33 protein-coding genes are annotated in these 25,943 nt (G+C 62.3%); 6 read left to right on the top strand and 27 right to left on the bottom strand.

From position 1 onward, the window contains the following. Positions 1–63: 63 nt before the first annotated feature. Positions 64–501 (top strand): large conductance mechanosensitive channel protein MscL, encoded by a 438-nt coding sequence (gene mscL, locus HFRIS_RS02210; protein ID WP_006461587.1) that lies wholly within the window; start codon positions 64–66, stop codon positions 499–501. Between the two features lie 39 nt (positions 502–540). Here mscL and HFRIS_RS02205 read toward each other — a convergent pair whose 3' ends face one another. Further along, positions 541–1,293, bottom strand: coding sequence for a Nif3-like dinuclear metal center hexameric protein (locus HFRIS_RS02205; protein ID WP_411910025.1), 753 nt, complete (start codon positions 1,291–1,293; stop codon positions 541–543). Positions 1,294–1,346: 53 nt separating this feature from the next. On the opposite strand from HFRIS_RS02205, the gene HFRIS_RS02200 reads away from it, so the two are divergent. Further along, complete coding sequence (locus HFRIS_RS02200; RefSeq protein ID WP_006461585.1) at positions 1,347–2,528, top strand: Do family serine endopeptidase; 1,182 nt, start codon at positions 1,347–1,349, stop codon at positions 2,526–2,528. Positions 2,529–2,545: 17 nt separating this feature from the next. Then, entirely contained in the window at positions 2,546–3,235 is a 690-nt protein-coding gene (locus HFRIS_RS02195) for a DUF2461 domain-containing protein (protein ID WP_006461584.1), read from the top strand. A gap of 88 nt (positions 3,236–3,323) precedes the next feature. Here HFRIS_RS02195 and tatC read toward each other — a convergent pair whose 3' ends face one another. The 24 genes from tatC to HFRIS_RS02075 all read right to left on the bottom strand — a co-directional run bounded on the left by tatC (position 3,324) and on the right by HFRIS_RS02075 (position 20,907). Further along, entirely contained in the window at positions 3,324–4,097 is a 774-nt protein-coding gene (gene tatC / locus HFRIS_RS02190) for a twin-arginine translocase subunit TatC (RefSeq protein ID WP_006461583.1), read from the bottom strand. Positions 4,098–4,139: 42 nt separating this feature from the next. Next, positions 4,140–4,667, bottom strand: coding sequence for a Sec-independent protein translocase protein TatB (tatB, locus tag HFRIS_RS02185; protein ID WP_006461582.1), 528 nt, complete (start codon positions 4,665–4,667; stop codon positions 4,140–4,142). 126 nt (positions 4,668–4,793) lie between these two features. Further along, positions 4,794–5,006 carry a Sec-independent protein translocase subunit TatA gene (tatA, locus tag HFRIS_RS02180; RefSeq protein ID WP_006461581.1) on the bottom strand — a complete coding sequence of 71 codons (213 nt, stop codon included), beginning with the start codon at positions 5,004–5,006 and terminating at the stop codon, positions 4,794–4,796. Between the two features lie 70 nt (positions 5,007–5,076). Beyond that, positions 5,077–5,457, bottom strand: a complete 381-nt coding sequence (locus HFRIS_RS02175; protein ID WP_006461580.1) for a histidine triad nucleotide-binding protein — start codon at positions 5,455–5,457, stop codon at positions 5,077–5,079. Positions 5,458–5,492: 35 nt separating this feature from the next. Continuing rightward, on the bottom strand, positions 5,493–5,831 hold the full coding sequence (locus HFRIS_RS02170) for a phosphoribosyl-ATP diphosphatase (protein WP_006461579.1): 339 nt from the start codon (positions 5,829–5,831) through the stop codon (positions 5,493–5,495). Further along, positions 5,828–6,331, bottom strand: coding sequence for a phosphoribosyl-AMP cyclohydrolase (gene hisI, locus HFRIS_RS02165; protein ID WP_006461578.1), 504 nt, complete (start codon positions 6,329–6,331; stop codon positions 5,828–5,830). Before hisI ends, HFRIS_RS02170 begins: the two co-directional genes overlap by 4 nt. After that, positions 6,328–7,092: an imidazole glycerol phosphate synthase subunit HisF gene (hisF, locus tag HFRIS_RS02160; protein WP_006461577.1), complete on the bottom strand. Its 765-nt coding sequence runs from the start codon at positions 7,090–7,092 to the stop codon at positions 6,328–6,330. The genes hisI and hisF overlap by 4 nt, the downstream gene beginning before the upstream one ends. Position 7,093: 1 nt before the next feature. Continuing rightward, positions 7,094–7,891: a 1-(5-phosphoribosyl)-5-[(5-phosphoribosylamino)methylideneamino]imidazole-4-carboxamide isomerase gene (hisA, locus tag HFRIS_RS02155; RefSeq protein WP_039874008.1), complete on the bottom strand. Its 798-nt coding sequence runs from the start codon at positions 7,889–7,891 to the stop codon at positions 7,094–7,096. Between the two features lie 77 nt (positions 7,892–7,968). Then, the gene (gene hisH, locus HFRIS_RS02150; protein WP_006461575.1) at positions 7,969–8,607 is read right to left on the bottom strand and encodes an imidazole glycerol phosphate synthase subunit HisH; all 639 of its coding nucleotides are present in this window, start codon (positions 8,605–8,607) and stop codon (positions 7,969–7,971) included. A gap of 68 nt (positions 8,608–8,675) precedes the next feature. Next, on the bottom strand, positions 8,676–9,272 hold the full coding sequence (gene hisB, locus HFRIS_RS02145; RefSeq protein WP_006461574.1) for an imidazoleglycerol-phosphate dehydratase HisB: 597 nt from the start codon (positions 9,270–9,272) through the stop codon (positions 8,676–8,678). A 66-nt stretch (positions 9,273–9,338) separates the two neighbouring features. Next, positions 9,339–10,445 (bottom strand): histidinol-phosphate transaminase, encoded by a 1,107-nt coding sequence (hisC, locus tag HFRIS_RS02140; protein WP_006461573.1) that lies wholly within the window; start codon positions 10,443–10,445, stop codon positions 9,339–9,341. After that, positions 10,426–11,250 (bottom strand): DNA-methyltransferase, encoded by an 825-nt coding sequence (locus HFRIS_RS02135; protein WP_006461572.1) that lies wholly within the window; start codon positions 11,248–11,250, stop codon positions 10,426–10,428. The genes hisC and HFRIS_RS02135 overlap by 20 nt, the downstream gene beginning before the upstream one ends. Before the next feature lie 4 nt (positions 11,251–11,254). Then, the gene (hisD, locus tag HFRIS_RS02130; RefSeq protein ID WP_006461571.1) at positions 11,255–12,571 is read right to left on the bottom strand and encodes a histidinol dehydrogenase; all 1,317 of its coding nucleotides are present in this window, start codon (positions 12,569–12,571) and stop codon (positions 11,255–11,257) included. A 49-nt stretch (positions 12,572–12,620) separates the two neighbouring features. Continuing rightward, entirely contained in the window at positions 12,621–13,271 is a 651-nt protein-coding gene (gene hisG / locus HFRIS_RS02125) for an ATP phosphoribosyltransferase (RefSeq protein WP_006461570.1), read from the bottom strand. Positions 13,272–13,297: 26 nt separating this feature from the next. Next, a complete protein-coding gene (murA, locus tag HFRIS_RS02120) occupies positions 13,298–14,548 on the bottom strand; it encodes a UDP-N-acetylglucosamine 1-carboxyvinyltransferase (RefSeq protein WP_006461569.1) in 1,251 nt (416 codons plus the stop codon). 9 nt (positions 14,549–14,557) lie between these two features. After that, a complete protein-coding gene (locus HFRIS_RS02115; RefSeq protein ID WP_006461568.1) occupies positions 14,558–14,794 on the bottom strand; it encodes a BolA family protein in 237 nt (78 codons plus the stop codon). Between the two features lie 40 nt (positions 14,795–14,834). Next, on the bottom strand, positions 14,835–15,599 hold the full coding sequence (locus HFRIS_RS02110) for an ABC transporter permease (protein ID WP_006461567.1): 765 nt from the start codon (positions 15,597–15,599) through the stop codon (positions 14,835–14,837). Next, positions 15,596–16,516, bottom strand: coding sequence for an ABC transporter ATP-binding protein (locus HFRIS_RS02105; protein ID WP_039874102.1), 921 nt, complete (start codon positions 16,514–16,516; stop codon positions 15,596–15,598). Before HFRIS_RS02105 ends, HFRIS_RS02110 begins: the two co-directional genes overlap by 4 nt. A 332-nt stretch (positions 16,517–16,848) precedes the next feature. Beyond that, complete coding sequence (locus HFRIS_RS02100; protein WP_006461565.1) at positions 16,849–17,142, bottom strand: STAS domain-containing protein; 294 nt, start codon at positions 17,140–17,142, stop codon at positions 16,849–16,851. Positions 17,143–17,173: 31 nt separating this feature from the next. Continuing rightward, positions 17,174–17,815 carry an MlaC/ttg2D family ABC transporter substrate-binding protein gene (locus tag HFRIS_RS02095; RefSeq protein WP_006461564.1) on the bottom strand — a complete coding sequence of 214 codons (642 nt, stop codon included), beginning with the start codon at positions 17,813–17,815 and terminating at the stop codon, positions 17,174–17,176. 241 nt (positions 17,816–18,056) lie between these two features. After that, positions 18,057–18,794: an MlaA family lipoprotein gene (locus HFRIS_RS02090; protein ID WP_006461563.1), complete on the bottom strand. Its 738-nt coding sequence runs from the start codon at positions 18,792–18,794 to the stop codon at positions 18,057–18,059. Further along, positions 18,791–19,267 carry an outer membrane lipid asymmetry maintenance protein MlaD gene (gene mlaD / locus HFRIS_RS02085; protein WP_006461562.1) on the bottom strand — a complete coding sequence of 159 codons (477 nt, stop codon included), beginning with the start codon at positions 19,265–19,267 and terminating at the stop codon, positions 18,791–18,793. Before mlaD ends, HFRIS_RS02090 begins: the two co-directional genes overlap by 4 nt. A 60-nt stretch (positions 19,268–19,327) precedes the next feature. Next, on the bottom strand, positions 19,328–20,107 hold the full coding sequence (gene mlaE, locus HFRIS_RS02080; protein ID WP_006461561.1) for a lipid asymmetry maintenance ABC transporter permease subunit MlaE: 780 nt from the start codon (positions 20,105–20,107) through the stop codon (positions 19,328–19,330). Beyond that, complete coding sequence (locus HFRIS_RS02075; protein ID WP_006461560.1) at positions 20,104–20,907, bottom strand: ABC transporter ATP-binding protein; 804 nt, start codon at positions 20,905–20,907, stop codon at positions 20,104–20,106. The genes mlaE and HFRIS_RS02075 overlap by 4 nt, the downstream gene beginning before the upstream one ends. Positions 20,908–21,332: 425 nt before the next feature. Here HFRIS_RS02075 and ychF point away from each other — a divergent pair, with 425 nt between their 5' ends. The 3 genes from ychF (at position 21,333) to HFRIS_RS02060 (ending at position 23,276) form a co-directional block, all read left to right on the top strand. After that, the gene (ychF, locus tag HFRIS_RS02070; RefSeq protein WP_006461559.1) at positions 21,333–22,424 is read left to right on the top strand and encodes a redox-regulated ATPase YchF; all 1,092 of its coding nucleotides are present in this window, start codon (positions 21,333–21,335) and stop codon (positions 22,422–22,424) included. Between the two features lie 167 nt (positions 22,425–22,591). Beyond that, positions 22,592–22,978 carry a type II toxin-antitoxin system RelE/ParE family toxin gene (locus HFRIS_RS02065; RefSeq protein WP_006461558.1) on the top strand — a complete coding sequence of 129 codons (387 nt, stop codon included), beginning with the start codon at positions 22,592–22,594 and terminating at the stop codon, positions 22,976–22,978. Beyond that, positions 22,959–23,276, top strand: coding sequence for a helix-turn-helix domain-containing protein (locus HFRIS_RS02060; RefSeq protein WP_006461557.1), 318 nt, complete (start codon positions 22,959–22,961; stop codon positions 23,274–23,276). Before HFRIS_RS02065 ends, HFRIS_RS02060 begins: the two co-directional genes overlap by 20 nt. Before the next feature lie 79 nt (positions 23,277–23,355). Here the strand turns inward: HFRIS_RS02060 and HFRIS_RS02055 are convergent, their stop codons facing one another. Next, entirely contained in the window at positions 23,356–24,153 is a 798-nt protein-coding gene (locus tag HFRIS_RS02055) for an ABC transporter ATP-binding protein (RefSeq protein ID WP_006461556.1), read from the bottom strand. Further along, a complete protein-coding gene (locus tag HFRIS_RS02050; RefSeq protein ID WP_006461555.1) occupies positions 24,153–25,943 on the bottom strand; it encodes a branched-chain amino acid ABC transporter ATP-binding protein/permease in 1,791 nt (596 codons plus the stop codon). The genes HFRIS_RS02055 and HFRIS_RS02050 overlap by 1 nt, the downstream gene beginning before the upstream one ends.

The raw sequence follows: 25,943 nt of genomic DNA, 5'->3' as shown, positions 1-25,943 counted from the left end.
GGATATAACCCGTTGTAAGCCCGCCTCATGTTTAAACAGCAACTTTCAAAGGAGAAACCAGGGATGAGCATGCTCAAGGATTTTCGCGCCTTCGCGATCAAGGGAAACGTGGTCGACCTGGCCGTCGGTGTCATCATCGGCGGGGCCTTCGGCAAGATCGTCAGTTCGCTGGTGGAGGATATCATCATGCCCCTTGTCGGCAAGATCTTCGGCGGCCTGGATTTCGCGAACTACTACCTGCCCCTCAACGGCCAGGCCTACGGCATGCCGCTGGCCGAAGCCAAGAAGGCCGGCGCCGTCTTTGCCTATGGCAACTTCCTGACCATCCTGATCAACTTCCTGATCCTGGCGTTCATCATCTTCCAGATGGTCCGCGCCATCAACAAGGCCCGCGACCTGGCCAGCAAGCATGAGGAAGCCACACCGGCGGCTCCCGCGCCGACACCCGAGGACGTGCTGCTGCTGCGCGAAATTCGCGATTCGCTCAAGAAGCAGGGCTAAGCGCCGCGCCAGGACAAGCCGCCGCGCAGGGCAGGCGGCCTACACCGGGTTGTCGATGTCGATGAAACGGTGCTCGATGCCAAAGTGTGCCGCCACATGTTCACCCAGAGCCTGGATGCCGTAACGCTCGGTGGCATGGTGGCCGGCGGCGAGATAGAGGGTGCCGGTCTCGCGTGCCAGATGCACGGTCGGTTCGGATATCTCCCCGCTGATGTAGACCGAAGCACCGGCGTCGATTGCTTCGCCCAGCATGCCCTGCGCTGCGCCGGTGCACCACGCCACCTTGCCCACTGGCTGCTGTGGATCACCGATCAGCAGTGGCATGCGGCCCAGGCGCTTTTCGATCAACATCACCAGATCGGCAGCCGTCTTCACCGACGACGCATGGCAACGTCCGATCCAGCCGATATCGTTCTCGCCGAAGCGGCCGGTGGCTTCAAAGTCGAGTCGCTTTGCCAGTTGCGCGTTGTTGCCCAGCTCCGGATGTGAATCCAAGGGCAGGTGATAGCCGAAGAGATTGATGTCATGCGCCAGCAAGAGCTTGAGGCGACGCTGTTTCTGACCGATCACGCGCATATCTTCACCGCGCCAGAAATAGCCATGATGGACCAGGATGGCATCAGCCTGCCAGTCCCTGGCTGCTTCGATCAAGGCCAGACTGGCCGTGACGCCACTGACCACGCGCGCAATCGTGGTGCGCCCTTCCACCTGTAAGCCGTTTGGGCAATAATCGCGGTATTGCGCCGCGTTAAGCGTCTGTCCCAGATATGCCGAGAACTCATCTCTGTTAATGTGGCGGGTCATCTCTTCCTCATCCGATTTCAAATCAATACCAAGAATTATTTATGCGACGTTTATGGCTGTTGTTTGCACAGACCGTGACAGTAGGTCTGGCCGTGTGGTTCATTGTAGCGACCTTGAAGCCGGACTGGCTGTCCGGTTCCTTCAGTTCGCGTGCAAGGCCCGCCCAGTCCACGGTCCAGATGCAGGAAGCCACGCCCAATGCACCGGCCCTCGACTCCTATCGCAACGCCGCACGCCAGGCCATGCCATCGGTGGTGAACATCTTCACCACCACCGAGGCACGCCCCCAGAAGAGCCCGTTCCAGAATGATCCGTTCTTCCGCAAGTTCTTCGGTGACCAGTTCGATGAGCAGCAGCAGGACGACAAGCAGTCCAGCCTCGGTTCTGGCGTGATCGTGAGCCCGCAGGGCTACATCCTCACCAACAACCACGTGGTGGAAGCGGCGGACAAGATCGAAGTGGCCCTGGCCGACGGTCGCAAGGCCAGCGCCAAGGTGGTCGGTATCGATCCCGAGACCGACCTGGCGGTCATCAAGATCGACCTGCCCAACCTGCCGGCCATCACCCTGGGCCATCCCGAGAACAGTTCGGTGGGCGATGTGGTACTGGCCATCGGCAATCCCTTCGGCGTGGGGCAGACGGTCACCATGGGCATCGTCTCGGCGCTGGGCCGCAACCACCTGGGCATCAATACCTTCGAGAACTTCATCCAGACCGATGCCGCCATCAACCCCGGCAACTCCGGCGGGGCGCTGGTCGATACCAATGGCAACCTGCTGGGCATCAACACGGCGATCTACTCGCGCACCGGCGGCAATCTGGGTATCGGTTTCGCCATCCCGATGTCGACCGCCAAGACGGTGATGGAAGCCATCATCAGCCATGGCCAGGTGGTGCGCGGCTGGATCGGCGTGGAACCACAGGACATCACGCCGGAACTGGCGGAAAGCTTCGGACTGGGCAAGAAGACCGGCGCCATCATCGCCGGCGTGCTCAAGGGCGGTCCTGCTGATCGCGCCGGCATGCGTCCGGGTGACATCCTGGTGAGCATCGACGGCAAGGTCGTGGCCGATACCACCGAAATGCTCAACGTCATCGCCCAGCTGACGCCGGGCCAGGAGATCGCCATGACGGTCCTGCGCAAGTCGCAGGAAACCAAGCTGAACATCACCGTGGGCAAGCGGCCGCCGCCGCCCAAGAGCGATGACAGCGACGAAGAATAAGCGAGGAGAAGCCATCCATGCATGTGCGTGACCTGATCCAGTTCCTGGGTGAACTGTCCGAGAACAACAACCGCGCCTGGTTCGTGATGAACAAGCCGCGTTACGACATCCTGCGTGAGGAATTCCTGGCGCTGACCATCAAGCTGATCGCCGAAATCAGCAAGTTCGATCCGGCCATCGCCGGTTGCAATCCGAAGAAAGCGCTGTTCCGTATCAATCGTGACATGCGCTTCTCGCACGACAAGCGCCCCTACAAGACACATTTTTCGGCGGCCATCACGGCCAGCGGGCTGAAGAAGCCCAGCCAGGGCGGCGGCCCGGCCTACTACTTCCACATCAACGAAGCCGGGCAGTTGCTCATCGCCGGGGGCGAGTACATGCCGCCGACACCGCGCCTGCGCGCCATCCGCAACCGCGTCGTGGAAGATGCGGCCGGCTTTACGAAGATGCGCAAGAACAAGAAGCTGACGACCGCCTATGGTGACCTGCAGAAGGAAGGGAAGCTGCAACGTCCACCCAAGGGCTTCGATCCGGACAGTCCCAATATCGAATATGTGAAGCTGAAGAGCTTCATCGTCTGGTCCGAAGAAGATATCCGCAAGAAGATTCCGACCGACCTGGGCAAGCACGTCCTGGAAGGTTTCAAGAATGCCTATCCGCTCGTGCAGTGGCTGCGAGATATCCCGCTGGTGAGCACGGAGGAGTAATCCAACGCCTCAGCGCATGTACCAAAGACAAAGCCCGCTTCATCAGCGGGCTTTGTCTTTGGGTTGTCATCAGCGTCTGCGATCCAGCCTACTCCGGAGAGGCGGTACTGCTGGGCTCGGCATCCGGCGCACGCGTGGCACGCTCGAAGATGGGCGCGACCAGCAGGCCGACTTCGTAGAGCAACACCAGCGGCACGGCCAGCATCAACTGGCTCATCACATCGGGTGGGGTGACCACGGCGGCCACGATGAAAGCGCCGACGATGACGTAAGGGCGAATCTGCTTCAGCTTGGCCAGTGGAACCAGACCCATGCGCACCAGCACGATCACGATCACCGGCACCTCGAAGGTGACACCGAAGGCCACGAACATGGTCAGCACGAAGTCGACGTAGCTGTCGATATCGGGCGCTACCGAGACCGACTTGGGTGCGAAGTTGTTGATGAACGGGAAGACCACGCCGAACACAAAGAAATAGCAGAACGCAACACCGGTCACGAACAGCAGCGAGGACGAAATCACCAGCGGCGCGATCAGGCGCTTTTCATGCGCATACAGGCCGGGAGCGACAAAGGCCCACAACTGGTAAAGCACCCATGGCAGTGAAATCAGCACCGCCACCAGCATGGTGACCTTGATGGGGATCAGGAAAGGGGTGATGACGCCGGTGGCGATCATCTTGCTGCCAGCGGGCAGCGCATGGATCATCGGTGCAGCCAGCACGTCGAAGATATGGGCCGCAAACGGCATCATGCACAGGAACACCACCAACACCACCGCAGCCGCCTTGACGATGCGACTGCGCAGTTCGATCAGGTGCGAGATGAAGGTATCTTCGGCCTGGGTGTTTTCTTCAGCCATGGATTCGGAGCATTCTGATGAAGTGAGACGCGCTGCGCCAAATTAGAAGAAACCGGCCGACTTGCCCACACCTACCGGGCGGCGGTACTTGGCCACGCGGGCGGAGGCAGAGATCACGCGGGTCCTGTGGCCGCTCTGATGCTTGTACCAGGCCGGGACCCCGGTGGTGCGCGAGAGCTTCTTGCGACGGAAGGCCTTGGCCTTGATCGCCAGCAGCGACGGGTCGGGATTGCGCTTCCAGCTGCTGCCACTGCTACCGTCACCGTATTCATCCGAACTCTCATCGGCGCCATTCCAGGCCGCATTGATTGAGGATTCGGTGTCGGACATGCTCTTGTGAATGCTGTTGCTGACGTCGCTGGCCGCATCCTGCACGTCCTTCTGCATCTTGCGCAGCTCGTCGAGTTCCATCTCGCGGCTGACCTCGGACTTGACGTCGTTGATGTAACGCTGGGCGCGCCCGAACAGGGTGCCGGCCATGCGCGCCACCTTGGGCAGGCGCTCGGGGCCGATCACGACCAGCGCGACCACGCCGATCAAGGCCAGCTTGGTAAGGCCGATATCAATCATGAGTCTGTGTGGACATTAAGAGGACAGCGATGGCGCCTGTAGCGCCTCGAAGACCGGGTTGCCTGCACCGCAGGAGCACAGGCACCCCGAAGCACCCGCCAACCAGGCCGGGCGGACGCCAGCAGATCAGCTGCCGGACTTGTCTTTTTCCTTGGCCTGCACGTCGATGGCGGCTTCCTTCTTAGCTTCTTCTTCGCCTTCGCCGCCCTTGACGCCATCCTTGAAGCCCTTGACTGCCTTGCCCAGGTCGGAACCCATGTTGCTGAGCTTCTTGGTGCCGAAGACCAGCATCACGATCACCAGAACAATCAGCCAATGCCAAATACTGAACGAACCCATTCTCTTCTCCTAAGCGGACATCCCTGCCCTGTGTACGAACAAACCTGCCGGCCCCCGGGCCGGCGAATCCTCATTGTTGCACGAACCGTACCCGCCACGGATGGGGGCCGCCGATGACGTGCATGTGCAGATGGTACACCTCCTGGCCACCATCCGGTCCCGTGTTGATCAGGGTCTTGAATCCCCCGGTGGGCTGACCCTCGGCATCCAGCCCGTAGCCGCAGCCCTGCTCTGCCGCCAGACGCGGTGCCAGGGCCAGCATCTTGCCCAGCAGTTCGACATGCTGCGCGCCGCAATCGGCCAGCGTGGCCACATGCTGGCGCGGGATGATCAGGAAATGCACCGGCGCCGCCGGATTGATGTCGTGAAAGGCGATCAGGTCCTCGTCCTCGTAGATCTTCTTCGAGGGAATCTGGCCAGCAGCGATCTTACAGAAAATGCAATTATCCAACGCCGTACTCCTGGGAAACACGGTATGAGGGGAAATCAATCCTTGCGGGCTGCCTTTTCTTCCAGGCCGGAGAGGCCTTCGCGCCGCGCCAGTTCATTGAGCACATCCTGGGGCTGCAGGTCGAACTGGGCCAGCAACACCATGGAATGGAACCACAGGTCCGCACATTCGTAGAGCACCTTGGACTTGTCGCCGGAGACACGGGCATCCTTGGCCGCCATCACGGTTTCGGTGGCCTCCTCGCCGATCTTCTTGAGGATGGCGTCGTCGCCCTTGGCGAACAGCTTGGCGACGTAGGATTTCTCTGGATTGCCGCCATTGGCCAGCTTGCGCGACTCGATGACTTCGGCCAGTCGCTTCAGGGTTTCACTCATGATGGGGTCTTGTCGCTGTCGACTGGCTTGGGAATGCTCTTGCGCACGCGCTTGGGCTTGGCCAGGGCCGGCTCTGCCGCCGTGGCAGCAGGACCGCCACCGGCGCCGGGAGCCAGGTCCTTGAGGACAGGCTCGACCGTGACCCATTCGCCGCTGTCGGCACTGCCTTCGAACTTCTGGAAGAAGCAGGAATGACGACCGGTGTGACAGGCGATGCCAGCGACCTGCTCGACCTTGAGCAGCACCACGTCTTCGTCGCAATCCAGGCGAATCTCGTGCACCTTCTGGAAGTGACCGGACTCCTCGCCCTTGTGCCACAGCTTCTTGCGCGAGCGGCTCCAGTAGACCGCCTGGCCGATTTCGACGGTGCGCGCCAGCGCCTCGCGATTCATCCAGGCGAACATCAGTACGTCATTGCTGCCGACTTCCTGGGCGATCACCGGCACCAGGCCGACTTCGTCCCATTTGACCTTGTTGAGCCATTTGGCGCTGATACTCATGCCAGCCTCATGGAAATGTTCTGATCGGCCATGAAGCGCTTGGCTTCCTGCACGGTGTGCTGGCCATAGTGGAAAATGCTGGCGGCCAGGACCGCGTCGGCCTTGCCCTTGGTGATGCCATCGGCCAGGTCCTGCAGGCCACCCACGCCGCCGGAGGCGATCACGGGGATGCTGACCGCTTCCGAGACGGCGCGGGTCAGGTCCAGGTCGAAGCCGCTCTTGGTACCGTCGCGATCCATGCTGGTCAGCAGGATTTCGCCCGCGCCCAGCTGCGCCATCTTGCGCGCCCATTCGACCGCATCCAGGCCGGTGGCCTTGCGACCGCCGTGGGTGTAGACCTCCCACTTGCCGTCACCGGCGCGCTTGGCGTCGATGGCCACCACGATGCACTGCGAACCGTACTTGCTGGCGGCATCGGCCACCAGTTGCGGATTGGTCACGGCCGAGGTGTTGATGCCGACCTTGTCGGCGCCGGCATTGAGCAGGCGGCGCACGTCTTCGACGGCGCGCACGCCGCCCCCTACCGTCAGGGGGATGAAGACCTGCGAGGCCACGGCTTCGATGATGTCCAGGATCAGGTCGCGGCCATCGGAAGAAGCGGTGATGTCGAGGAAAGTCAGCTCGTCGGCACCCTGGTCGTCATAACGACGGGCGATTTCGACCGGATCGCCGGCATCGCGCAGTTCCAGGAAGTTGACGCCCTTGACCACGCGACCCGCGGTCACGTCCAGGCAAGGGATGATGCGTTTAGCAAGGGCCATGTTATTTGCTGCCGGACAGGCGGTTGGCTTCCAGTTCGCGCGTCAGTTCATCGGCGCGATCCTGGCCGCTGCGCAGATCCAGCGTACCTTCGTAGATGGAACGACCACAGATGACGGCTTCGATGCCTTCATCCTCGACGCGGCACAGGGCTTCGACGTCGCCCACATGGTGCACGCCGCCCGAAGCGATGATGGGGATGGTCACCGCCTGCGCCAGGCGCACAGTGGCTTCAATGTTGACGCCGCCCATCATGCCGTCGCGGCCGATGTCGGTGTAGACGATGGCCTCACAGCCATAGCCTTCGAACTTCTGCGCCAGGTCCACCACTTCGTGACCGGACAGTTTGCTCCAGCCGTCGGTGGCCACCTTGCCGTCCTTGGCGTCCAGGCCGACGATGATCTGGCCCGGGAAGGCGCTGCAGGCGTCATGCAGGAAGCCGGGGTTCTTCACCGCGGCGGTGCCGATGATGATGTAGGACAGGCCATCGTCCAGATAGCGCTCGATGGTATCGAGGTCGCGGATACCGCCACCCAGTTGCACCGGGATTTCCTCGACGTCGTTTTCCTCGGCGAAGCTGGCGACCGCCTTGAGGATGGCCTTGACCGCCGCCTCGTTCTTGGGCTTGCCGGCAAAGGCGCCATTCAGGTCGACCAGGTGCAGGCGACGCGCGCCCTGCCTGAGCCAGTGCAGGGCCATTTCCGCCGGATCTTCGGAGAAAACGGTGGCTTGTTCCATATCACCTTGTTTGAGGCGTACGCAATGACCGTCTTTCAGGTCGATGGCGGGTATGAGCAGCATGGCTAGGGGATGACTAGTCAGTAAAAGAGAAGGGTTGTCGACGATCAGCTACGAGGTTCTTGCCTGAAAGACAAAAATCAAGGTTTCCAGTGTACGAAATTCCGATACAGCTGCAAACCCGCCGCGGCACTTTTTTCCGGGTGGAACTGGGTTGCAAAGATATTATCGCGGGCCACGGCACAGGCGAACTCGCGGCCATACGGCGTCTGGCCGACCACATGGGCGGTCTCGGCCGGTACGGCGTAGTAGCTGTGGACAAAATAGAAGAAGGCGTTGTCGGCAATGCCTTCCCACAGCGGGTGGGCGCTGGTCTGGTGGACATGGTTCCAGCCCATCTGCGGGACCTTGAACAGCGATCCATCGTCCTGACGCACACCTTCCAGCTCGAAACGCACCACCTTGCCGGGCAAGAGCCCCAGGCCAGGGGTGTCGCCTTCTTCACTCCGGTCGAACAACATCTGTTCTCCCACGCACACGCCGAACAACGGCTTGGTGCGGGAAGCCTCGATGACGGCGTCCTGGACACCGGATTCGCGCAGGCTGCGCATGCAATCGGGCATGGCACCCTGACCAGGCAGGACCACGCGGTCGGCGGCACGGATATCGGCGACCTCGCCGGAGATACGCACATCGGCTTCAGGCGCGACATGGCGCAGCGCCTGCGCCACCGAGCGCAGGTTGCCCATGCCGTAATCGACTACAACAATTTTATTCATGGCGAAAATGATCGATGCTCACGCACCGGTAGACCCAGATGATTTAGCGATACCCAGCGGACGACAGCTTACAGGCTGCCCTTGGTCGACGGAATCGTACCAGCAGCCCGCGGATCGAGTTCGACGGCCATGCGCAATGCGCGACCGAAGGCCTTGAACACGGTCTCGGCCTGGTGATGGGCATTGATGCCGCGCAGGTTGTCCACGTGCAGGGTCACCTGCGCATGGTTGACGAAACCGTGGAAGAACTCGCTGGTCAGGTCCACATCGAAGGAGCCGATCATCGAACGGGTAAAGGGAATATGGTATTCCAGGCCGGGACGGCCGGAAAAATCGATGACCACCCGCGACAGGGCTTCATCCAGAGGCACATAGGCATGGCCGTAGCGGCGGATGCCCTTCTTGTCGCCGATGGCCTTGGCGAAGGCCATGCCCAGGGTGATGCCCACGTCTTCCACCGTATGGTGCGCGTCGATGTGCAGGTCGCCCTTGGCGTGGATATCCAGGTCGATCAGGCCATGGCGGGCGATCTGGTCCAGCATGTGGTCTAGGAAGGGAACGCCGGTATCCAGCTTCTGCTGGCCGGTCCCATCCAGGTTGATCGCAACGCGGATCTGCGTCTCGTTGGTGTTGCGGACGACTTCCGCGGTTCTCGGTGTAGACATGGTCAGGGTTAGACGGGGTTCTATCGTTGGGTGATGCCTGGGGGATTGCCTTGGCGCCGCCGTCCTCTACAGGTCGCGCAGTGCCGCTTTCAGGGCCGTCAGGAAGAGACTGTTTTCCTCTTCCGAACTGACGGTAATGCGCAAACAGTTTTGCAGCAGTACATGCATTCTACCGGCATTTTTCACAAGTACCTTGCGCGCCAGTAAAGCGGCGAAGACTTTATCGGCATCCGGGACGCGGATCAAGATGAAATTGGCCGCCGACGGGAAGACCTGCACCCCGTCCAGCGCCGCCAGTTCGGCCGCCAGCGCACCCCGCGCCTCGCGCAGGCGCGCCGCCTGCCCTTCCAGCACCTGCAGGTGATCCAGCACGAACAGCGCCGCCGCCTCGGTGAGCAGGTTGACGTTGTAGGGCGGGCGGACCTTGTCCAATTCCCGCAACAGCGCCGGCGCGGCCGCCAGGTAGCCAAGGCGTACCCCCGCCAGGCCGAGCTTGGAAACGGTGCGCATGACGATCAGGTTGTTGTGCTGGGGCAATGCCGGCATCAGCGTGGAGGCGGCAAACGGCTGGTAGGCCTCATCCACTACCACCAGTCCATAGGGGACGGCGGCCTCGACGATGCGCAACACGTCGGCCATCTCATAGAGTGTGCCGGTCGGATTGTTCGGATAGCCGAGCCAGGTCACCACCGGCTTGTGTTCCGCGATGGCGGCCAGCATGGCCGGCAGATCCAGCGTCAGATCCGCGCGCAGCGGCACGCCCACGTAATCCAGCCCGGCCATCCTGGCCGAGACGCCATACATGACGAAACCCGGTTCCGGCGCCACGATGGTCCGACCGGGAATGGCACAGGCCACCGACAGCATGGTGATCAGCTCATCCGAGCCATTGCCCAGCAGCACGTCGTAACCCGCCGGCACGCCCAGGCGATCGCAGATGGCGGCCTTCAGGCGCGTATAGGACGGCACCGGATAACGGTTCAGCTCCAGCGCCGCCAGTCGCTGCGCCAGTTCCTCGCGCAATGCGGCCGGCAGCACGTAGGGGTTTTCCATCGCATCGAGCTTGACCATGCCCTCGGCCGAGGGCACGTGATAGGACTGCCAGTCCCGCACCACGGGGCGAATCACGTTGGCGACCACGGCTTCGGCGCTATCAGGCTTGGAGGGATTCATCATCTTGGCTCGCAGGGGCCAGCGCATCCAGGCGCTGGCGGATCAGTTCGCAATAATCGGGATTGAGTTCGAAACCGGTGAAATGGCGCCCGCAGCGTCGCGCCGCCACCGCCGTGGTACCGCTGCCCATGAAGGGATCGAGCACCACCCCGCCCGGCGGACAGGACGCCTTGACCATGCGCTCCACCACTTCCAGCGGCTTTTGCGTGGGATGGTCGGCGCGCTCCCGGTGCTCGCGATGCAGGCGCGACACGCTCCACACATCCTTGGGGTTGTAGCCCATCTCCAGCCACTTGGCGCCGACGAAGATGGAGCGTGAACGTGCCTTCTTGGTCTGCGCATCGTAAGGGATGCGAATCGCATCGAGATCGAAAAAGTAATCCTTGGCCCGGGCGAAGAAGCCGATGGTGTCATGCACCGACGAGTAGCGCCGGGTACTGCCGCCCATGGAAGGCACGCGGCGGTCCCAGATGATCTCGTTGATCATCATCATGCGCTGCTTCAACATGACGAAAATCTCCGGCGAATTACGCCAGGTGAGGAAGATGTAAAGGCTACCGTTGGCCTTCAGTTTGGGCAGTGCGGCATCCACCCACTGCTCGGTCCAGGCCAGGTAGGCCGCCGTATCGAGCTTGTCGGAGTCGTTGCCGTAGTCCTTGCCCAAGCCATAGGGCGGATCGGCGATGAGCAGATCGATGCTGCCATCGGGGATGCGCGCCAGTCCACCCACGGCGTCCAGCGCATCCTCGCAATGCACGCGGTCCAGCCAGCCGTCGCCTGCACAGGAGTCGATGGCCGCCGTCATGGGGTCACTTCTTCAGCCGCAATTCAGCCGAGCGGGCGTGCGCCTGCAGGCCTTCGCCATAGGCCAGTTCGGCGGCGATCCTGCCCAGCGTCTGCGCGCCCTCTTCCGACACGCGGATCACGCTGGAACGCTTCTGGAAGTCATACACCCCCAGCGGCGAGGAGAAACGCGCGGTCCGCGAGGTCGGCAGTACGTGATTCGGGCCGGCGCAGTAATCACCCAGCGATTCGGACGAAAAACGTCCCAGGAACATGGCACCGGCATGACGGATCAGGTCCGCCCATTGCTGCGGCTCCTGTGCCGAAATCTCCAGGTGCTCGGCGGCGATCATGTTGGCGATCTCGCAGGCCTCTTCCATGTCGCGCACCTTGACCAGGGCGCCACGGTCGGTCAGCGAGGTACGGATCACTTCCTTGCGCGGCATCTCGTCCAGCAGGCGGTTGATCGAGGCCTCGACCTTGGCGATGTAGTCGGCATCCGGACAGAGCAGAATCGACTGCGCCAGTTCATCGTGTTCGGCCTGCGAGAACAGGTCCATGGCGATCCAGTCGGGATCGGTGGCGCCGTCGCAGATGACCAGGATTTCCGAGGGGCCGGCGATCATGTCGATGCCCACCACGCCGAACACGCGGCGCTTGGCAGCGGCCACATAGGCGTTGCCGGGGCCGACGATCTTGTCCACCTGCGGGATGGTCGCGGTGCCATAGGCCAGCGCACCGACCGCTTGCGCGCCCCCGATGGTGAAGACGCGATCCACGCCCGCAATGGCCGCGGCGGCCAGTACCAGCTCATTCTTCACGCCATCCGGCGTGGGCACGACCATGATCACTTCCTGCACGCCCGCCACCTTGGCGGGAATCGCATTCATCAACACCGACGAAGGATAGGCCGCCTTGCCGCCCGGCACGTAGATGCCCACGCGGTCCAGCGGCGTGACCTTCTGGCCCAGCTCGGTGCCGTCAGCTTCGCGATAAAGGAAGCCGTCGGAACCGCATTCCTTCTTCTGGCGCTCGTGATAGGCGCGCACACGGTCGGCGGCGGTCTGCAGCGCATGGCGACGTGCCTCGGGCAGGCCGGCCAGTGCCGCCTGCAGCGCTTCCTTGCCGATTTCCAGGGCGGCCACGGACGCGGCCTGCACGCGGTCGAAACGCTGCGTGTATTCCAGCACGGCGACATCGCCACGCGCCTTCACGTCGGCCAGGATGCCGGCAGCGGCGCGGTCGATGGCCTCGTCCTCGCTGGCTTCGAAGGCCAGCACGGCCGACAGCTTGTCACGGAAGCCGGCATCGGCGGAATCGAGTTTTCGGATGGCAATGCTCATGGTCTCACCTGCTCTGCGAGGAAATCTGGGGTCGTTGGAATGACGGATATTACTTGGCCTTGGACGCCTTCTCGAAGGCATCGAGGATGGGCTGCAAACGCTCGCGTTTCAACTTCAGCGCGGCCTGGTTGACCACCAGGCGAGAGGAGATATCGATGATGTGCTCGACCTCCACCAGCTTGTTGGCGCGCAGCGTGCCACCGGTGCTGACCAGGTCGACGATGGCGTCCGACAGGCCGACCAGCGGACCCAGTTCCATCGAGCCATACAGCTTGATCAGGTCCACGTGCACGCCCTTGGCGGCGAAGTGCTCGCGTGCGGTCTTGACGTACTTGGTCACCACCCGCAGGCGCGCACCCTGGCGCACCGCACTGGCATAGTCGAAGCCTTCCTGCACCGCCACCGACAGGCGACACTTGGCGATGTTCAGGTCGATCGGCTGGTAAAGGCCTTCGCCGCCGTGTTCCAGCAGCACGTCCTTGCCGGCCACGCCGAAATCTGCCGCACCATATTGCACATAGGTCGGCACGTCGGAAGCGCGCACGATGATCACCCGCACGTCAGGATCATTGGTCGGCAGGATCAGCTTGCGCGACGACTCCGGGTCCTCGGACACGGTGATGCCGGCCGCCTTGAGCAGCGGCAGGGTCTCTTCGAAGATGCGGCCCTTGGAGAGCGCCAGCGTCAGTTGTTGGGTCATGATGTTGTACTTTTCAATCCGAAAACTTATTTGATGCGCTGGATGTCCGCCCCGATGGCCGACAGCTTGGCTTCCATGCGGTCGTAACCACGGTCGAGGTGGTAGATGCGCTCCACCACCGTCTCGCCCTGCGCAGCCAGGCCAGCGATGACCAGCGAGGCCGAAGCACGCAGGTCGGTAGCCATCACCGGCGCGCCGATGAATTTTTCCACGCCGGTGACAATGGCGGTATTGCCCTCCACATCGATGGCCGCGCCCAGGCGGTTCAATTCCTGCACGTGCATGAAACGGTTCTCGAAGATGGTCTCCGTAACGTGGCTGGTGCCTTCGGCGATGCAGTTCAGCGCCATGAACTGCGCCTGCATATCGGTCGGGAAGCCAGGATATTCGGTGGTGCGGAAACTCACGGCCTTGGGCCGACGTGCCATCTGGATGCGAATCCAGTCCTCGCCCGAGGTGAGGATGGCACCGGCGTCGCGCAGCTTGTCCAGCGCGGCATCCAACAGCCCGGCGCGGGTGCGCTGCAGGGTCACGTCACCGCCAGTGGCAGCCACGGCACACAGGAAGGTACCGGTTTCGATGCGGTCGGCGATCACCTGGTGCGAGGCGCCGTGCAGCTTGTCCACGCCCTGGATCACCAGGCGGTCGGTACCGATGCCTTCGATCCTGGCGCCCATCTTCACCAGCAACTGGGCCAGATCGCCCACTTCAGGTTCGCGTGCGGCGTTTTCCAGCACAGTCTCGCCATCGGCCAGGACTGCCGCCATCAGCAGGTTTTCGGTGCCGGTGACGGTGATCATGTCGGTCACGATGCGCGCACCCTTGAGGCGCTTGGCCTTGGCGTGGATGTAGCCGCCCTCGATATGGATCTCGGCACCCATGGCCTGCAGGCCCTTGATGTGCTGATCCACCGGCCGCGAACCGATCGCGCAGCCACCCGGCAACGAGACCTTGGCCTGGCCGAAGCGGGCCAGCAGCGGACCCAGCACCAGGATCGAGGCGCGCATGGTCTTGACCAGCTCATAGGGTGCTTCGGGACGGGTGATGTCGTTGCCGTTGAGCACCATCTCCTCGCCGTTCTCGCGCACGCGCAGGCCCATCTGCTTCATCAGCTGGGTAATCGTGACCACGTCCTGCAGGTGCGGCACATTGGTCAGGTGCAGATCATCGGCCGTCAGCAGACCCGCGCACAGGATGGGCAGGGCGGCATTCTTGGCGCCGGAAATGGTGACATCGCCGGAGAGGCGCTTGCCGCCACGGATCAGGAGCTTGTCCATCGTATTGCCTTATTTCTGGAATTCTTCGGGGGTCAGGGTCTTCATCGACAGCGCGTGGATTTCTTCGCGCATGCGGTCACCCAGGGCGGCGTAGACCAGCTGGTGACGCTGGATCAGGCGCTTGCCGGTAAAGGCATCGGCGACGATGACGGCGGTGAAGTGCTGGCCGTCGCCCTCCACTTCGAGGTGCTGGCACTCCAGGCCGGCGGCGATATAGCTTTTGACGAGTTCGGGGGTGGGTAGCATGGTGAGGCTCTTCACAGGAATAGGGGGATTGCCGGGGGGCTCAATGCGAACCGGCGCGCAGCTTGTAACCGCTCTTGAGCATGCGCACGGCCAGCGTGGACAGCGCCACGAAGAACACGGCGACGATACCGAGGCTGGTCATGGGGGGAATGTCGGACTGACCGAAGAAGCCGTAGCGAAAGCCATCGATCATATAAAAAAACGGGTTGAAATGCGATACCGCCTGCCAGAACGGGGGCAGCGAGTGTATCGAATAGAACACGCCGGCCAGGAAGGTCAGCGGCACGATCAGGAAATTCTGGAACGCCGCCAGCTGGTCGAACTTCTCGGCCCAGATACCCGCGATCAGGCCCATGGTCCCCAGAATGCCTGCGCCCAGCAGTGCAAACACCAGGATCCACAGCGGTGCCACGAAGTCCAGATGGCCAAACCAGACCGTCACCACGAACACACCGGCGCCCACCATCAGGCCACGCACCACGGCCGCCAGCACATAGCCACCGAACATTTCCCAGTGCGACAGTGGCGTGAGCAGCACGAACACCAGGTTACCGGTGATCTTGGACTGGATCAGCGAGGACGAACTGTTGGCAAAGGCATTCTGCAACACGCTCATCATCACCAGGCCCGGCACCAGGAAACCGGTGTAGTTCACGCCCGGATAGACCTGCACGCGGTCCTGCAGCACATGGCCGAAGATCAGCAGATACAGCAGCGCCGTCACCACCGGGGCCGTGATGGTCTGGGTGGCGACCTTCCAGAAACGCAGGATTTCCTTGTAGAAAAGGGTACGGAAACCGATCATTTTTCATCTCCCATGATCTGGATGAAGACGTCTTCCAGGTCGGCCTGCTGCAACTGCAGATCGTCGATCTCGGCGCCGGCGGCGCGCAACGTGGCCAGGATGGGTTCGACTTCCTTGTAGTCATTCACGCGCAGCGTGTACTTGTTGGCAGTGTTGCCTGCGAGCAGTTCTTCCGGATGCGTCACCAGCGCCTTGAGGCCGTCCGGCAGCGCGCTGCGCTTGAGCTTGAGCACCATCTGCGAGCCCGAGATGCGGCGGATCAGGCCCTCGGTCGAATCCAGCGCCACCACCTGCCCGAACTTGAGCATGGCGATGCGGTTGCACAGCGCCTGCGCCTCTTCCAGGTAGTGCGTGGTCAGCACGATGGTATGGCCTTCGCGGTTGAGGCGACCGATGAAATGCCACAGGGTCTGGCGCAACTCGACGTCCACGCCGGCCGTGGGTTCATCCAGCACGATCACCGGCGGCTTGTGCACCAGCGCCTGGGCCACCAGCACGCGGCGCTTCATGCCGCCCGACAGGGCGCGCATATTGGTATCGGCCTTGTTGGTGAGGCCCAGGTTTTCCATGACCTCGTCGATCCACTTGTCGTTGTTGCGCAGGCCGAAGTAACCGGACTGCATGCGCAGCGTCTCGCGCACCGTGAAGAAGGGATCGAACACCAGTTCCTGCGGCACCACGCCCAGCTTCATGCGGGCCGCGCGATAGTCGCTGACGACGTTGTGACCGTGGATGGTGACCGAACCGGAATCAGCCCGGTTCAGGCCGGCGATGATGGAGATCAGCGTGGTCTTGCCGGCGCCGTTGGGGCCCAGCAAGCCGAAGAACTCACCTTCCTCGATTGCCAGCGAAACGCCGCCCAGCGCCTGCAGCGACTGGTAACGCTTCTTGATGTCTGTGATTTGGAGAGCGGCCATTGCCTCGCCCATTCGATACGTTATTTGCCAGAAAGAAATGAGGGAGCGGGAATCCACCAGGAATCCCTCACCCGCCTCGCCCTGGCCCCGTGCCGCCTGCCGTCCTGTAGGGGAAGTACGGCGGTGACGCAGCCATGTTGTCGTTATGCTATCGCGGTCAGGCCGCAGATCGCTGGTATTCAGGTTTTGCCGGGCTCAGGTGAAGCCACGTTCAAGGGAGGAAAATCCGGTGCACGAGGCCGCAAGCGCGCCTGCAAAACATTCGATTATAGGGGAATTCGATTTTCCGGGCCGCCGCGGGTCATCCGCACCGGCCGGAGGGACTGGACCGGTCAGTGATGTCGATCGGTCGCGGAGGTAGGCGCCGCCGTGCCTTGCAGCAGGGCGGAAACACCGTAGAGGTCGGCCAGGCTCTGCAGATTGGCCGGCAGGGTGCCAAATTCCAGCGCTGCGCCACGCTCGGCAGCCGCGCGCCGCCAGGCCAGCAGTGTGGCCACGGCCGAGGAATCGACCACGGTCACCTCGCTCACATCGATGCGGCCCTGTCCGGCGGCGATGGCCGAGAGGCCGTCGCGCAGGACAGTACTGGCATTGGTGAAGGTCAGCGAGGCGCCGGGCTTGAACATGGTGCAGGTTCTTTCGGATCGGTGAAGAAAATTACTTCTTGCCGTTGCTGCGGGCAGCCAGCTGCTGGTTCTTGTCGCTCAACGCCTTGATCAGGCCGTCGATGCCGCCCTTGCTGATCTCGCTGGAGAAGGTGCCGCGGTAGGCCTCGACCAGCCAGGCGCCCAGCACGTTGACGTCATACAGCTTCCAGCCGTCGGCCTTCTTTTCCAGGCGATAGCTCAGCTGGATGGGTTCACCGCCACGCGAGGAAATGACCTGCGAGTTCACTTCCACTTCGGTATCGCCAGGAGCGGCGCGCAGCGGCTTGAATTCGATCTTCTGGTCACGGACCTGCGACAGGGCGCCGGAGTAGGTGAACACCAGCAGGCTGCGGAACTGGGTGATCAGCTGCTTCTGCTGTTCCGGCGTGGCCTGGCGCCAGTAACGGCCGGCAGCCAGCTGGGTCATGCGCTCGAAGTCCACGTACGGCAGGATCTTCTGTTCGACCAGTTGCATGATGCGGCCGTTGTTGCCGGCCTGGATGTCCTTGTCGTTCTTGGCGGTGTCCAGCACCTCCGAACTGATGCGCTTGACCAGGGCATCCGGAGCCTCCTGGGCGGAAGCGGCGCCCGAGAAGGACAGGGCGGGAACGGCGATGGCGGCAATGGCGAAAAGTTTGGCAAGCATCTTCATAAGTGGTTTTCCATTCGAGTCAGCGGAAGGGGCCGGATTCTGCACGGGCAGGCATGCGCATCGGCATGCTTCCGGCAACCAGCGTCGGCGACCAGCGCCGGCAACTCCTTCGAAACCCGCCAAATGACGGGGTTCCCGTGCCGTCACAGTTGGCTACGGGTGTTACAGATAATGCAGTTCAGCGGATTTTCAAGGGCTGCGGCGCTGGCGGGCCATTCAGCCCGGCCAGCCGATCAGGCCTTTACGGCTCGATGGTGTTTTCCGGCTGATCCTTGCCACCACCGGCGCCATTGATCTGGCTCTGGCGACGTTGCAGGTAGGCATCACGCACGAAGTCGTACTTGTCCAGCGCGGCGTCTTCCAGCAGGGTCGAGGCATCCAGCAACTGGGCGCGGCGGTCGACGATGCGCACCACCGCACCGACGTTGCGCCAGCGAACCGGACGCTTGTAGGTCCACAGGTCGCCATACAGGTCCACCGGCAGGCCGGCGGTATCACGCACGGTCGACGGGCCGAAGAACGGCAGCACCACGTACGGGCCCGAGCCTACGCCCCACTTGCCCAGGGTCTGGCCGAAATCGGACTTTTCACGCGGCAGGCGGGCTTCGGTCGCCACGTCCAGCACGCCACCCAGACCGAAGGTGGTGTTGATGGCCACGCGCATGAAGGTCGATACACCCTGCTCGACGCGACCCTGCAGCAGCTGGTTGATCGACGACCACAGGTCGCCGATGTTGCCGAAGAAGTTGCCCACACCATGCTGCACCGGATTGGGCACCACCGCGTCATAGGCCTGCGCTGCCGGCTTCAGGGCCACCTTGTCGACCGTGTCGTTGAAGCTGAACATGGTCCGGTTGAAACCTTCCAGCGGATCATTGGGATTGTTGCTGGTGCTGGCGCAGCCGGTCAGGGCTGCGGCTGCCAGGGCGATGGCGCCCAGGTGGCTCGCGTAGGCGGTGTTGATGGTCTTCTTATTCATTTTGAATCATCCTTTCCCTCTGCCGCCTTGCTGTAGAGGAACTGACCGATCAGGTTCTCCAGCACGATTGCGGATTGCGTCATCTTAATGGTATCGCCCGAAGCCAGGTTAGCAGTATCGCCGCCCGGTTCGATGCCGATGTATTGTTCACCCAACAGACCCGAAGTCAGAATCTTTGCGGAGCTGTCCTTGGGAAATTTGTAGCCCTCGTCCATGTTCAGCATCACCACGGCGCGGAAGGTCTGGTCGTCGAAGCGGATCGAGTCCACGCGGCCCACCACCACGCCGGCGCTCTTGACCGCCGCACGCGACTTCAGGCCGCCGATGTTGTCGAAGCTGGCCTTGAGCGCATAGGTCTTCTGACCGAAGGACATCGAGCTCATGTTGCCGGCCTTGAGCGCCAGGAACACCAGCGCAGCCACGCCCAGCAGCACGAAGATTCCAACCCAGGCATCCAGTGATTTACGTTGCATAGTTCAACCCTCTATATTCATCGTCGCCCGCGTACGGGCGCTCTACATTCTTTGCCGCGATCAGCTGAACATCAGCGCGGTCAGCAGGAAGTCCAGGCCCAGCACCATCAGCGAAGCGATCACCACGGTGCGGGTGGTGGCGCGGGCCACCCCCTCCGGCGTGGGCTGCGCCTGGTAACCCTGGAACAGCGCCACGAAGGTCACTGCCACGCCGAAGACGACGCTTTTCAGCACGCCGTTGGCGATATCGTTCCAGACGTCCACCCCGCCCTGCATCTGCGACCAGAAGGCACCTTCATCGACGCCGATCAGCAGCACGCCGACCACATAACCGCCCATGACGCCCACGGCACTGAAGATCGCCGCCAGCACCGGCATGGCGATGACACCTGCCCAGAAACGCGGCGCGACCACGCGTTGCAGCGGGTTCACGGCCATCATCTCCATGGCCGACAGTTGCTCGCCGGCCTTCATCAGGCCAATCTCGGCGGTCAGCGAGGTCCCGGCGCGCCCGGCAAACAGCAGCGCAGTCACCACCGGACCCAGTTCACGCGTCAGCGACAGGGCCACCAGCAGACCCAGCGCCTGTTCGGAACCGTATTTATTGAGCGTGTAATAACCCTGCAGACCCAGTACGAAGCCCACGAACAAGCCGGACACCGCGATGATCACCAGCGAATAGTTACCGATGAAGTGGATCTGGTCGGTAATGAGGCGCGGACGACGCAGCAAGCCCAACGAGGCGCCCAGCATGTTGACGAACATGCGTGCAGCAAAACCGACCCCGACCACGAACTCCCGGATACTGCGGCCCAGGCCGCTGACGAGACCGACGATCATGCGCCGCCTCCCAGACCCAGGTCCTCGGCCAGCGACTTGCCGGGATAGTGGAAAGGCACCGGCCCATCGGCCTCGGCGTGGACAAATTGCTTCACATAGGGATCGGTGGAATGACGCATCTCTTCCGGTGTACCCTGGGCCACGATCTTGCCGGCGGACAGGAAATACACATAATCGGCGATACCGAAGGATTCATTGACGTCGTGCGACACCAGGATGGACGTCGACCCCAGCGCATCATTGAGACGACGGATCAGGTTGGCGGTCACACCCATGGAAATCGGATCGAGGCCGGCGAAGGGCTCGTCATACATGATCAGCGCCGGGTCCAGCGCGATCGCCCGGGCCAGCGCCACGCGCCGCGCCATGCCGCCGGAGATTTCCGCCGGCTTCAGCGCTGCCGCATTGCGCAGGCCGACGGCGTTGAGCTTCATCAGGACCAGGTCACGGATGAGCGTTTCATCCAGGTCGGTATGCTCGCGCAGTGGAAAGGCCACGTTGTCGAACACCGTCATGTCGGTAAACAGCGCGCCGTTCTGGAACAGCATGCCCATCTTGCGACGCAACAAATACAGTTGTCCGGTCCCCAGGTCGGGCACGTTTTCGCCATCCACTTCCACCCTGCCCTGCTGCGGCTGCAACTGTCCGCCGATCAACCGCAGGATGGTGGTCTTGCCCGAACCGGAACCGCCCATGACCGCCACCACCTTTCCGCGCGGGAAATCCATATGGAGACCGGACAGGATCGGCCGGTCGCCATAACGGAAGTGCAGATCGCGGATTTCAACGATATTAGGCAAAGGGATTCTTCGAGTTCTTTGGAAAACCGACATTGTAGAGCAAATTTTACAAATCGCTTTCAAGAGGGCAATACAGCGTGTAAATGGCCGCGGCGAAACGAGCCTTTTCTTTACAAGTTGCCTGCAATTTAGAGGAACTTGATAACTATTGCCAACAACCAACTTGCTGACGAATGAGTCAGTTAAATATTGTGCATTTCAGATATTTCCCATTGCGTGGCATATACGCAACGAATTAATACATAAAAGACAATACAGGTGTGATTCGCCCCCAAAACGCTCCATGTGGAGGGGGCCTGATGGTTTCGCGACAGGGATGCCGGCATCCGGAGGACCAGCCCGGAAGAACAATGCCGCCAAGCAAAGCATAGGGTTGCGGCGCACGGCTTGCTACAATGTCGGTTTTGCTTTCGGAAGAATCTGTCATGAGCCTCAAATGCGGCATCGTGGGTCTGCCCAACGTCGGTAAGTCCACCCTTTTCAACGCGCTGACCAAGGCCGGCATCGCCGCCGAGAACTATCCGTTCTGCACCATCGAGCCCAATGTCGGCATCGTGGAAGTGCCCGATCCGCGCCTGAAGGCGCTGGCCGAGATCGTCAAGCCTGAGCGCATCCTGCCGGCGACCGTCGAATTCGTCGACATCGCAGGCCTGGTGGCGGGTGCCTCCAAGGGTGAAGGCCTGGGCAACCAGTTCCTCTCGCACATCCGCGAGACCGACGCCATCGTCAACGTGGTGCGCTGCTTCGAAGACCCCAACGTGATCCACGTTGCCGGCCGCGTCAGCCCGCTGGACGACATCGCCGTGATCCAGACCGAACTGGCCCTGGCCGACATGGGCACGGTCGAGAAGGCCATCCACCGCGAACAGAAGAAAGCCCGTTCCGGCGACAAGGACGCCGCCAAGCTGGTCGCCCTGCTGGAACGCATCATGCCGGCGCTGGACGAAGCCAAGCCGGTGCGCGCCCTGGGCCTGGATGCCGAAGAGATGCTGCTGATCAAGCCGCTGTGCCTGATCACCGCCAAGCCGGCCATGTATGTGGCCAACGTGTCCGATAGCGGCTTCACCAACAACCCGTTGCTGGACCAGTTGACCGGCTACGCCAAGGAACAGAACGCCCCCATCGTCGCCATCTGCGCCGCCATCGAAGCCGAGATCGCCGACCTGGACGACGCCGACAAGGTCGACTTCCTGGCCGACATGGGCATGGAAGAACCGGGCCTGGACCGCCTGATCCGTGCTGCCTTCAAGCTGCTGGGCCTGCAGACCTACTTCACCGCTGGCGTGAAGGAAGTGCGCGCCTGGACCGTGCCTGTCGGCGCCACCGGCCCGCAAGCGGCGGGTGTGATCCACACCGACTTCGAGCGCGGCTTCATCCGTGCGCAGACCATCGCCTTCGAGGACTACATCGCCTGCAAGGGTGAGACCGGTGCCAAGGAAGCAGGCAAGATGCGGGCAGAAGGCAAGGAATATGTGGTCAAGGATGGGGATGTGATGAATTTCCTGTTTAACGTCTGAGCCCTATCCACCCAGACATCCCCAAGTCAGGCCCATCCAAAGACCCCGAATAATTTCGGGGTTTTTTATTGTTCGCTGCTGACCGGCTTCATTACGCACACCAGTCGCACCGCCAGCTCCCAGCTAAAAATATAATACTTTGTGTTATATTTTAAGGAGCCCGCTCAATGCGGATTTTCAAGAACGCCTGGTTCGAGCGTTTCAGCCGCAAGCAGGGTATCGCGGACGCGGCGCTCCTGGCAGCGGTTGCTCGAGCCGAACGTGGACAGCTTGATGCGGACCTTGGCGGCGGCGTCATCAAGCAACGCGTAGCACGCACCGGCCACGGCAAGGCCGGAGGTTTTCGCACCATCATCCTGTATCGCACGGCGGAGCGTGCCTTCTTTGTGTACGGATTCGCCAAGAATGATCGCGACAACATCGATGCTGATGAAGAGGTCGCGTTCAAAAAAGCAGCGCAGCATATCCTCCGGCTGACGGAAGACCAGCTCGTCGCATTGATAGACAAGGGGCAATTGACGGAGATAGACCACCATGACCAAGAAATACCGTAGCCAAGCCTATGCGGCACTCCATGAAACGATGGAGGCCCTGCATGACATCGGTGCCATCGACAAGCAGACCATGCGCGCGTTCGACGAAAGCTGCCTGACGCCGATACAAGCCATGCCACCCGAGCGCATCCGTGCGCTGCGCGAGCGTGAATGCCTGTCGCAGCCCATCTTTGCCCTTTATCTGAATGTGAGCAGGAACCTGATCTCGGATTGGGAGCGAGGTGTCAAGAAACCAGGCGGACCGGCTCTTCGTCTGCTGACCGTGGTCGAAAAGAAAGGCATCCAGGCGATTGCGTGAGGAATCTGTATGCAACGCCTGGCGAGGGAAAGTTCCGAAAATCACGTCCACCGACTATCGCCGCCGCCCGCTCCGAGGCTCACCCCCTCCCCACCCCCAGATAACTCTCCACAATCCGCCCATCCGCCCCCAGCACCGCCGCCGCCCCTTCGCAGGCGATCTCCCCCATCTCCAGCACATAGCCATAATCAGCCACCTGCAAAGCCGCCCGCGCATTCTGTTCCACCAGCAAGGTCGCCACGCCGGTACTGCGCAGCTGGCTGATGATGGCAAGAATTTCGCGCGTCACCAATGGTGCCAGGCCCAGGCTGGGCTCATCCAGCATCAACACCTGCGGCTTGGCCATCAATGCTCGGCCTACCGCGAGCATCTGGCGTTCTCCGCCGGAGAGCGTGCCGGCGGCCTGCTTGCGGCGTTCCTTCAGGCGCGGGAACAGGGTGTACACGAAATCCTGCTGATCCAGATAGCCCGCTTCACCATGGCGACGACGCTTGTAGGCCCCCAGCAGCAGGTTGTCTTCCACCGTCATGCTGGCAAACAGTTCGCGCTTTTCCGGCACCAACGAGAGGCCGCGTGCGACGCGCTCTTCGATCTCCATCCGCCCCACATCCTCGCCCTGGAAGACGATCCTGCCGCTGGCCGTGGCGCCCGTGGGCAGCGCGCCCATCATGGCGTTGAGCAGGGTGGACTTGCCGGCGCCGTTGGGGCCGATGACGGTGACGATCTGGCCGGCCCGCAGGGACAGCGTGGCATCGGTCAGCGCGGCGACCTTGCCGTAGCGGGCCGAGAGGCCACTGACCTCCAGCAGGACCGGGGCGACGGCAGTGCGTACTTCAGCCTGCTCCTGCAGCGGCAGGCTCATGGTGGCGGCGGTCATCATTGGGCTCCTCCGAGATAGGCTTCCAGCACGGCCGGGTGGACCTGGATCTGTGCCGGCGTGCCCTCGGCAATCTTGGTGCCGAATTCCATGACCACGATGTGGTCGGTCAATTGCATGACGAAGTCCATGTCATGCTCCACCAGCAGCACCGCCATGCCTTCGCCGCGCAGCTTGTCCAGCAGGGCTGCCAAGGCTTGCTTCTCCTTCAGGCGCAGGCCGGCGGCGGGCTCGTCCAGCAGGAGCAGCGCGGGGTCGCAGCAGAGTGCGCGAGCGATTTCGAGGATGCGCTGCTGGCCCAGCGCCAGGCTGCCGGCAGGCCGGTCCAGCATGTTGCCCAGGCCGACGCGCTCCAGCTGGTGACGGGCTTCCTGCAGGATGCGCGCCTCCTCGGAGGCATTGGCGCGCACCAGGCTGGCGAGGATGCCGCGCTGCGGGGCATATTCACCACGACGGAAGGCCCCCATGGCAGCGTTCTCCAGCACGCTCATGCCCGGCACCAGGCGCACATGCTGGAAGGTGCGGGCGATGCCGCGACTGCAGATTTCGCGTGACGACAATCCCGCCAATGACTGGCCGCGATAGTCGAGCTTGCCGCTGGTGATCGACAACACCCCGGTCACGAGGTTGAAGGTGGTCGACTTGCCGGCGCCGTTCGGCCCGATCAGGCCGACGATCTCACCAGCCTTGACCGCGAAGCTGACATCGTTGACCGCCACCAGTCCGCCGAACTGCTTGCGGGCGGATTCTACCTGCAGGATGACTTCTCCCCGCTGCGGCTTGGGCAACTGTGCCAGCGGCGCGCCACCTGTTCGCAAGCTATGCACCCGGCGCTGGCCGAAGCGCGCCTGCAGGCGCGGCCACAGGCCTTCGTTGGCGAACTGCAGGAAGATCACCAGGGCAATGCCGAAGACGATGGCTTCGAAGTTACCGCCGCTCCCCAACAGGCCCGGCAGCCACTCCTGCAGGAAGTTGCTCAACACCGCCAGCAATCCCGCGCCCAGTAGCGCACCCCAGACATGGCCGGCACCGCCCACCACCACCATCAACAGGTAGTCGATGCCGTATTTCAGTCCGAAGGGCGTGGGATTGACCGCCTGTTGCAGATGCGCGTAGAGCCACCCCGAGATGCCCGCCAGTACGGCGGCATAGACGAAGATGACGATCTTCAGCCGGGCGGTATCCACACCCATGGACTCGGGCATGACATACCCATATTTGAGCGCCCGCACCGCACGACCGGCGCGCGAGTCGAGGAAGTTGACGACCGAAACCAGCGCCAGGATCACTACGCCCCAGATCAACAGATACATCGAGCCACCGTTGCCGAACTCGAAGCTGCCGATGCTGATGGCGGGGATACCATTGATGCCATCGTGCTTACCCAGCATCTCCAGATTGCCGAACAGGTAGTACAGCGACAGCCCCCACGCAATCGTGGACAAGGGAAGGTAGTGGCCGGAGATGCGCATGGTCAGCGCGCCGATCACCAGCGCCGAGCAGGCGGTCAGGGCGATACCGGCCAACAAGCCGACCCAGGGCGAGAGGCCGAATTGCGAGGTGAGATAGGCGGTGGTGTAGGCACCGATGCCGACGAAGGCCGCCTGCCCGAACGAGATCAGGCCGGCCACGCCGGTCAGCAAGACCAGCCCCAGGGCGACGATGGCATACAGGCCGACATAGGACAGCAGGGTCACCCAGAACGGCGGCAGGCCCAGCTGCGGCAGGGCCAGTACGATGGCGAAGAACAGCACCGGCCATGCGGCGCGATGGGTCATGAAGGATGGCAT

This window comes from Herbaspirillum frisingense GSF30 (assembly GCF_000300975.2).
GTDB lineage: Bacteria > Pseudomonadota > Gammaproteobacteria > Burkholderiales > Burkholderiaceae_D > Herbaspirillum > Herbaspirillum frisingense.
Note: the sequence above shows the minus strand (reverse complement) of the source record. Positions and strands in the feature narration are given on the sequence as shown.

Coding starts and splice junctions, on each gene's coding strand:
- mlaD (WP_006461562.1), bottom strand. CDS start 19,267: ATGCAACGTAAATCACTGGATGCCTGGGTTGGAATCTTCGTGCTGCTG.
- HFRIS_RS02100 (WP_006461565.1), bottom strand. CDS start 17,142: ATGTTCAAGCCCGGCGCCTCGCTGACCTTCACCAATGCCAGTACTGTC.
- hisH (WP_006461575.1), bottom strand. CDS start 8,607: ATGAATAAAATTGTTGTAGTCGATTACGGCATGGGCAACCTGCGCTCG.
- HFRIS_RS02110 (WP_006461567.1), bottom strand. CDS start 15,599: ATGATCGGTTTCCGTACCCTTTTCTACAAGGAAATCCTGCGTTTCTGG.
- HFRIS_RS02060 (WP_006461557.1), top strand. CDS start 22,959: ATGACCAAGAAATACCGTAGCCAAGCCTATGCGGCACTCCATGAAACG.
- tatA (WP_006461581.1), bottom strand. CDS start 5,006: ATGGGTTCGTTCAGTATTTGGCATTGGCTGATTGTTCTGGTGATCGTG.
- HFRIS_RS02195 (WP_006461584.1), top strand. CDS start 2,546: ATGCATGTGCGTGACCTGATCCAGTTCCTGGGTGAACTGTCCGAGAAC.
- ychF (WP_006461559.1), top strand. CDS start 21,333: ATGAGCCTCAAATGCGGCATCGTGGGTCTGCCCAACGTCGGTAAGTCC.
- HFRIS_RS02065 (WP_006461558.1), top strand. CDS start 22,592: ATGCGGATTTTCAAGAACGCCTGGTTCGAGCGTTTCAGCCGCAAGCAG.
- HFRIS_RS02170 (WP_006461579.1), bottom strand. CDS start 5,831: ATGAGTGAAACCCTGAAGCGACTGGCCGAAGTCATCGAGTCGCGCAAG.
- hisD (WP_006461571.1), bottom strand. CDS start 12,571: ATGAGCATTGCCATCCGAAAACTCGATTCCGCCGATGCCGGCTTCCGT.
- HFRIS_RS02115 (WP_006461568.1), bottom strand. CDS start 14,794: ATGCTACCCACCCCCGAACTCGTCAAAAGCTATATCGCCGCCGGCCTG.
- mscL (WP_006461587.1), top strand. CDS start 64: ATGAGCATGCTCAAGGATTTTCGCGCCTTCGCGATCAAGGGAAACGTG.
- hisF (WP_006461577.1), bottom strand. CDS start 7,092: ATGGCCCTTGCTAAACGCATCATCCCTTGCCTGGACGTGACCGCGGGT.
- mlaE (WP_006461561.1), bottom strand. CDS start 20,107: ATGATCGTCGGTCTCGTCAGCGGCCTGGGCCGCAGTATCCGGGAGTTC.
- tatC (WP_006461583.1), bottom strand. CDS start 4,097: ATGGCTGAAGAAAACACCCAGGCCGAAGATACCTTCATCTCGCACCTG.
- HFRIS_RS02090 (WP_006461563.1), bottom strand. CDS start 18,794: ATGAATAAGAAGACCATCAACACCGCCTACGCGAGCCACCTGGGCGCC.
- hisI (WP_006461578.1), bottom strand. CDS start 6,331: ATGAGTATCAGCGCCAAATGGCTCAACAAGGTCAAATGGGACGAAGTC.
- hisA (WP_039874008.1), bottom strand. CDS start 7,891: ATGCTGCTCATACCCGCCATCGACCTGAAAGACGGTCATTGCGTACGC.
- HFRIS_RS02135 (WP_006461572.1), bottom strand. CDS start 11,250: ATGACGGCGGCCATCGACTCCTGTGCAGGCGACGGCTGGCTGGACCGC.
- HFRIS_RS02095 (WP_006461564.1), bottom strand. CDS start 17,815: ATGAAGATGCTTGCCAAACTTTTCGCCATTGCCGCCATCGCCGTTCCC.
- hisG (WP_006461570.1), bottom strand. CDS start 13,271: ATGACCCAACAACTGACGCTGGCGCTCTCCAAGGGCCGCATCTTCGAA.
- hisC (WP_006461573.1), bottom strand. CDS start 10,445: ATGAATCCCTCCAAGCCTGATAGCGCCGAAGCCGTGGTCGCCAACGTG.
- HFRIS_RS02055 (WP_006461556.1), bottom strand. CDS start 24,153: ATGACCGCCGCCACCATGAGCCTGCCGCTGCAGGAGCAGGCTGAAGTA.
- murA (WP_006461569.1), bottom strand. CDS start 14,548: ATGGACAAGCTCCTGATCCGTGGCGGCAAGCGCCTCTCCGGCGATGTC.
- hisB (WP_006461574.1), bottom strand. CDS start 9,272: ATGTCTACACCGAGAACCGCGGAAGTCGTCCGCAACACCAACGAGACG.
- HFRIS_RS02105 (WP_039874102.1), bottom strand. CDS start 16,516: ATGGCCGCTCTCCAAATCACAGACATCAAGAAGCGTTACCAGTCGCTG.
- HFRIS_RS02200 (WP_006461585.1), top strand. CDS start 1,347: ATGCGACGTTTATGGCTGTTGTTTGCACAGACCGTGACAGTAGGTCTG.
- tatB (WP_006461582.1), bottom strand. CDS start 4,667: ATGATTGATATCGGCCTTACCAAGCTGGCCTTGATCGGCGTGGTCGCG.
- HFRIS_RS02050 (WP_006461555.1), bottom strand. CDS start 25,943: ATGCCATCCTTCATGACCCATCGCGCCGCATGGCCGGTGCTGTTCTTC.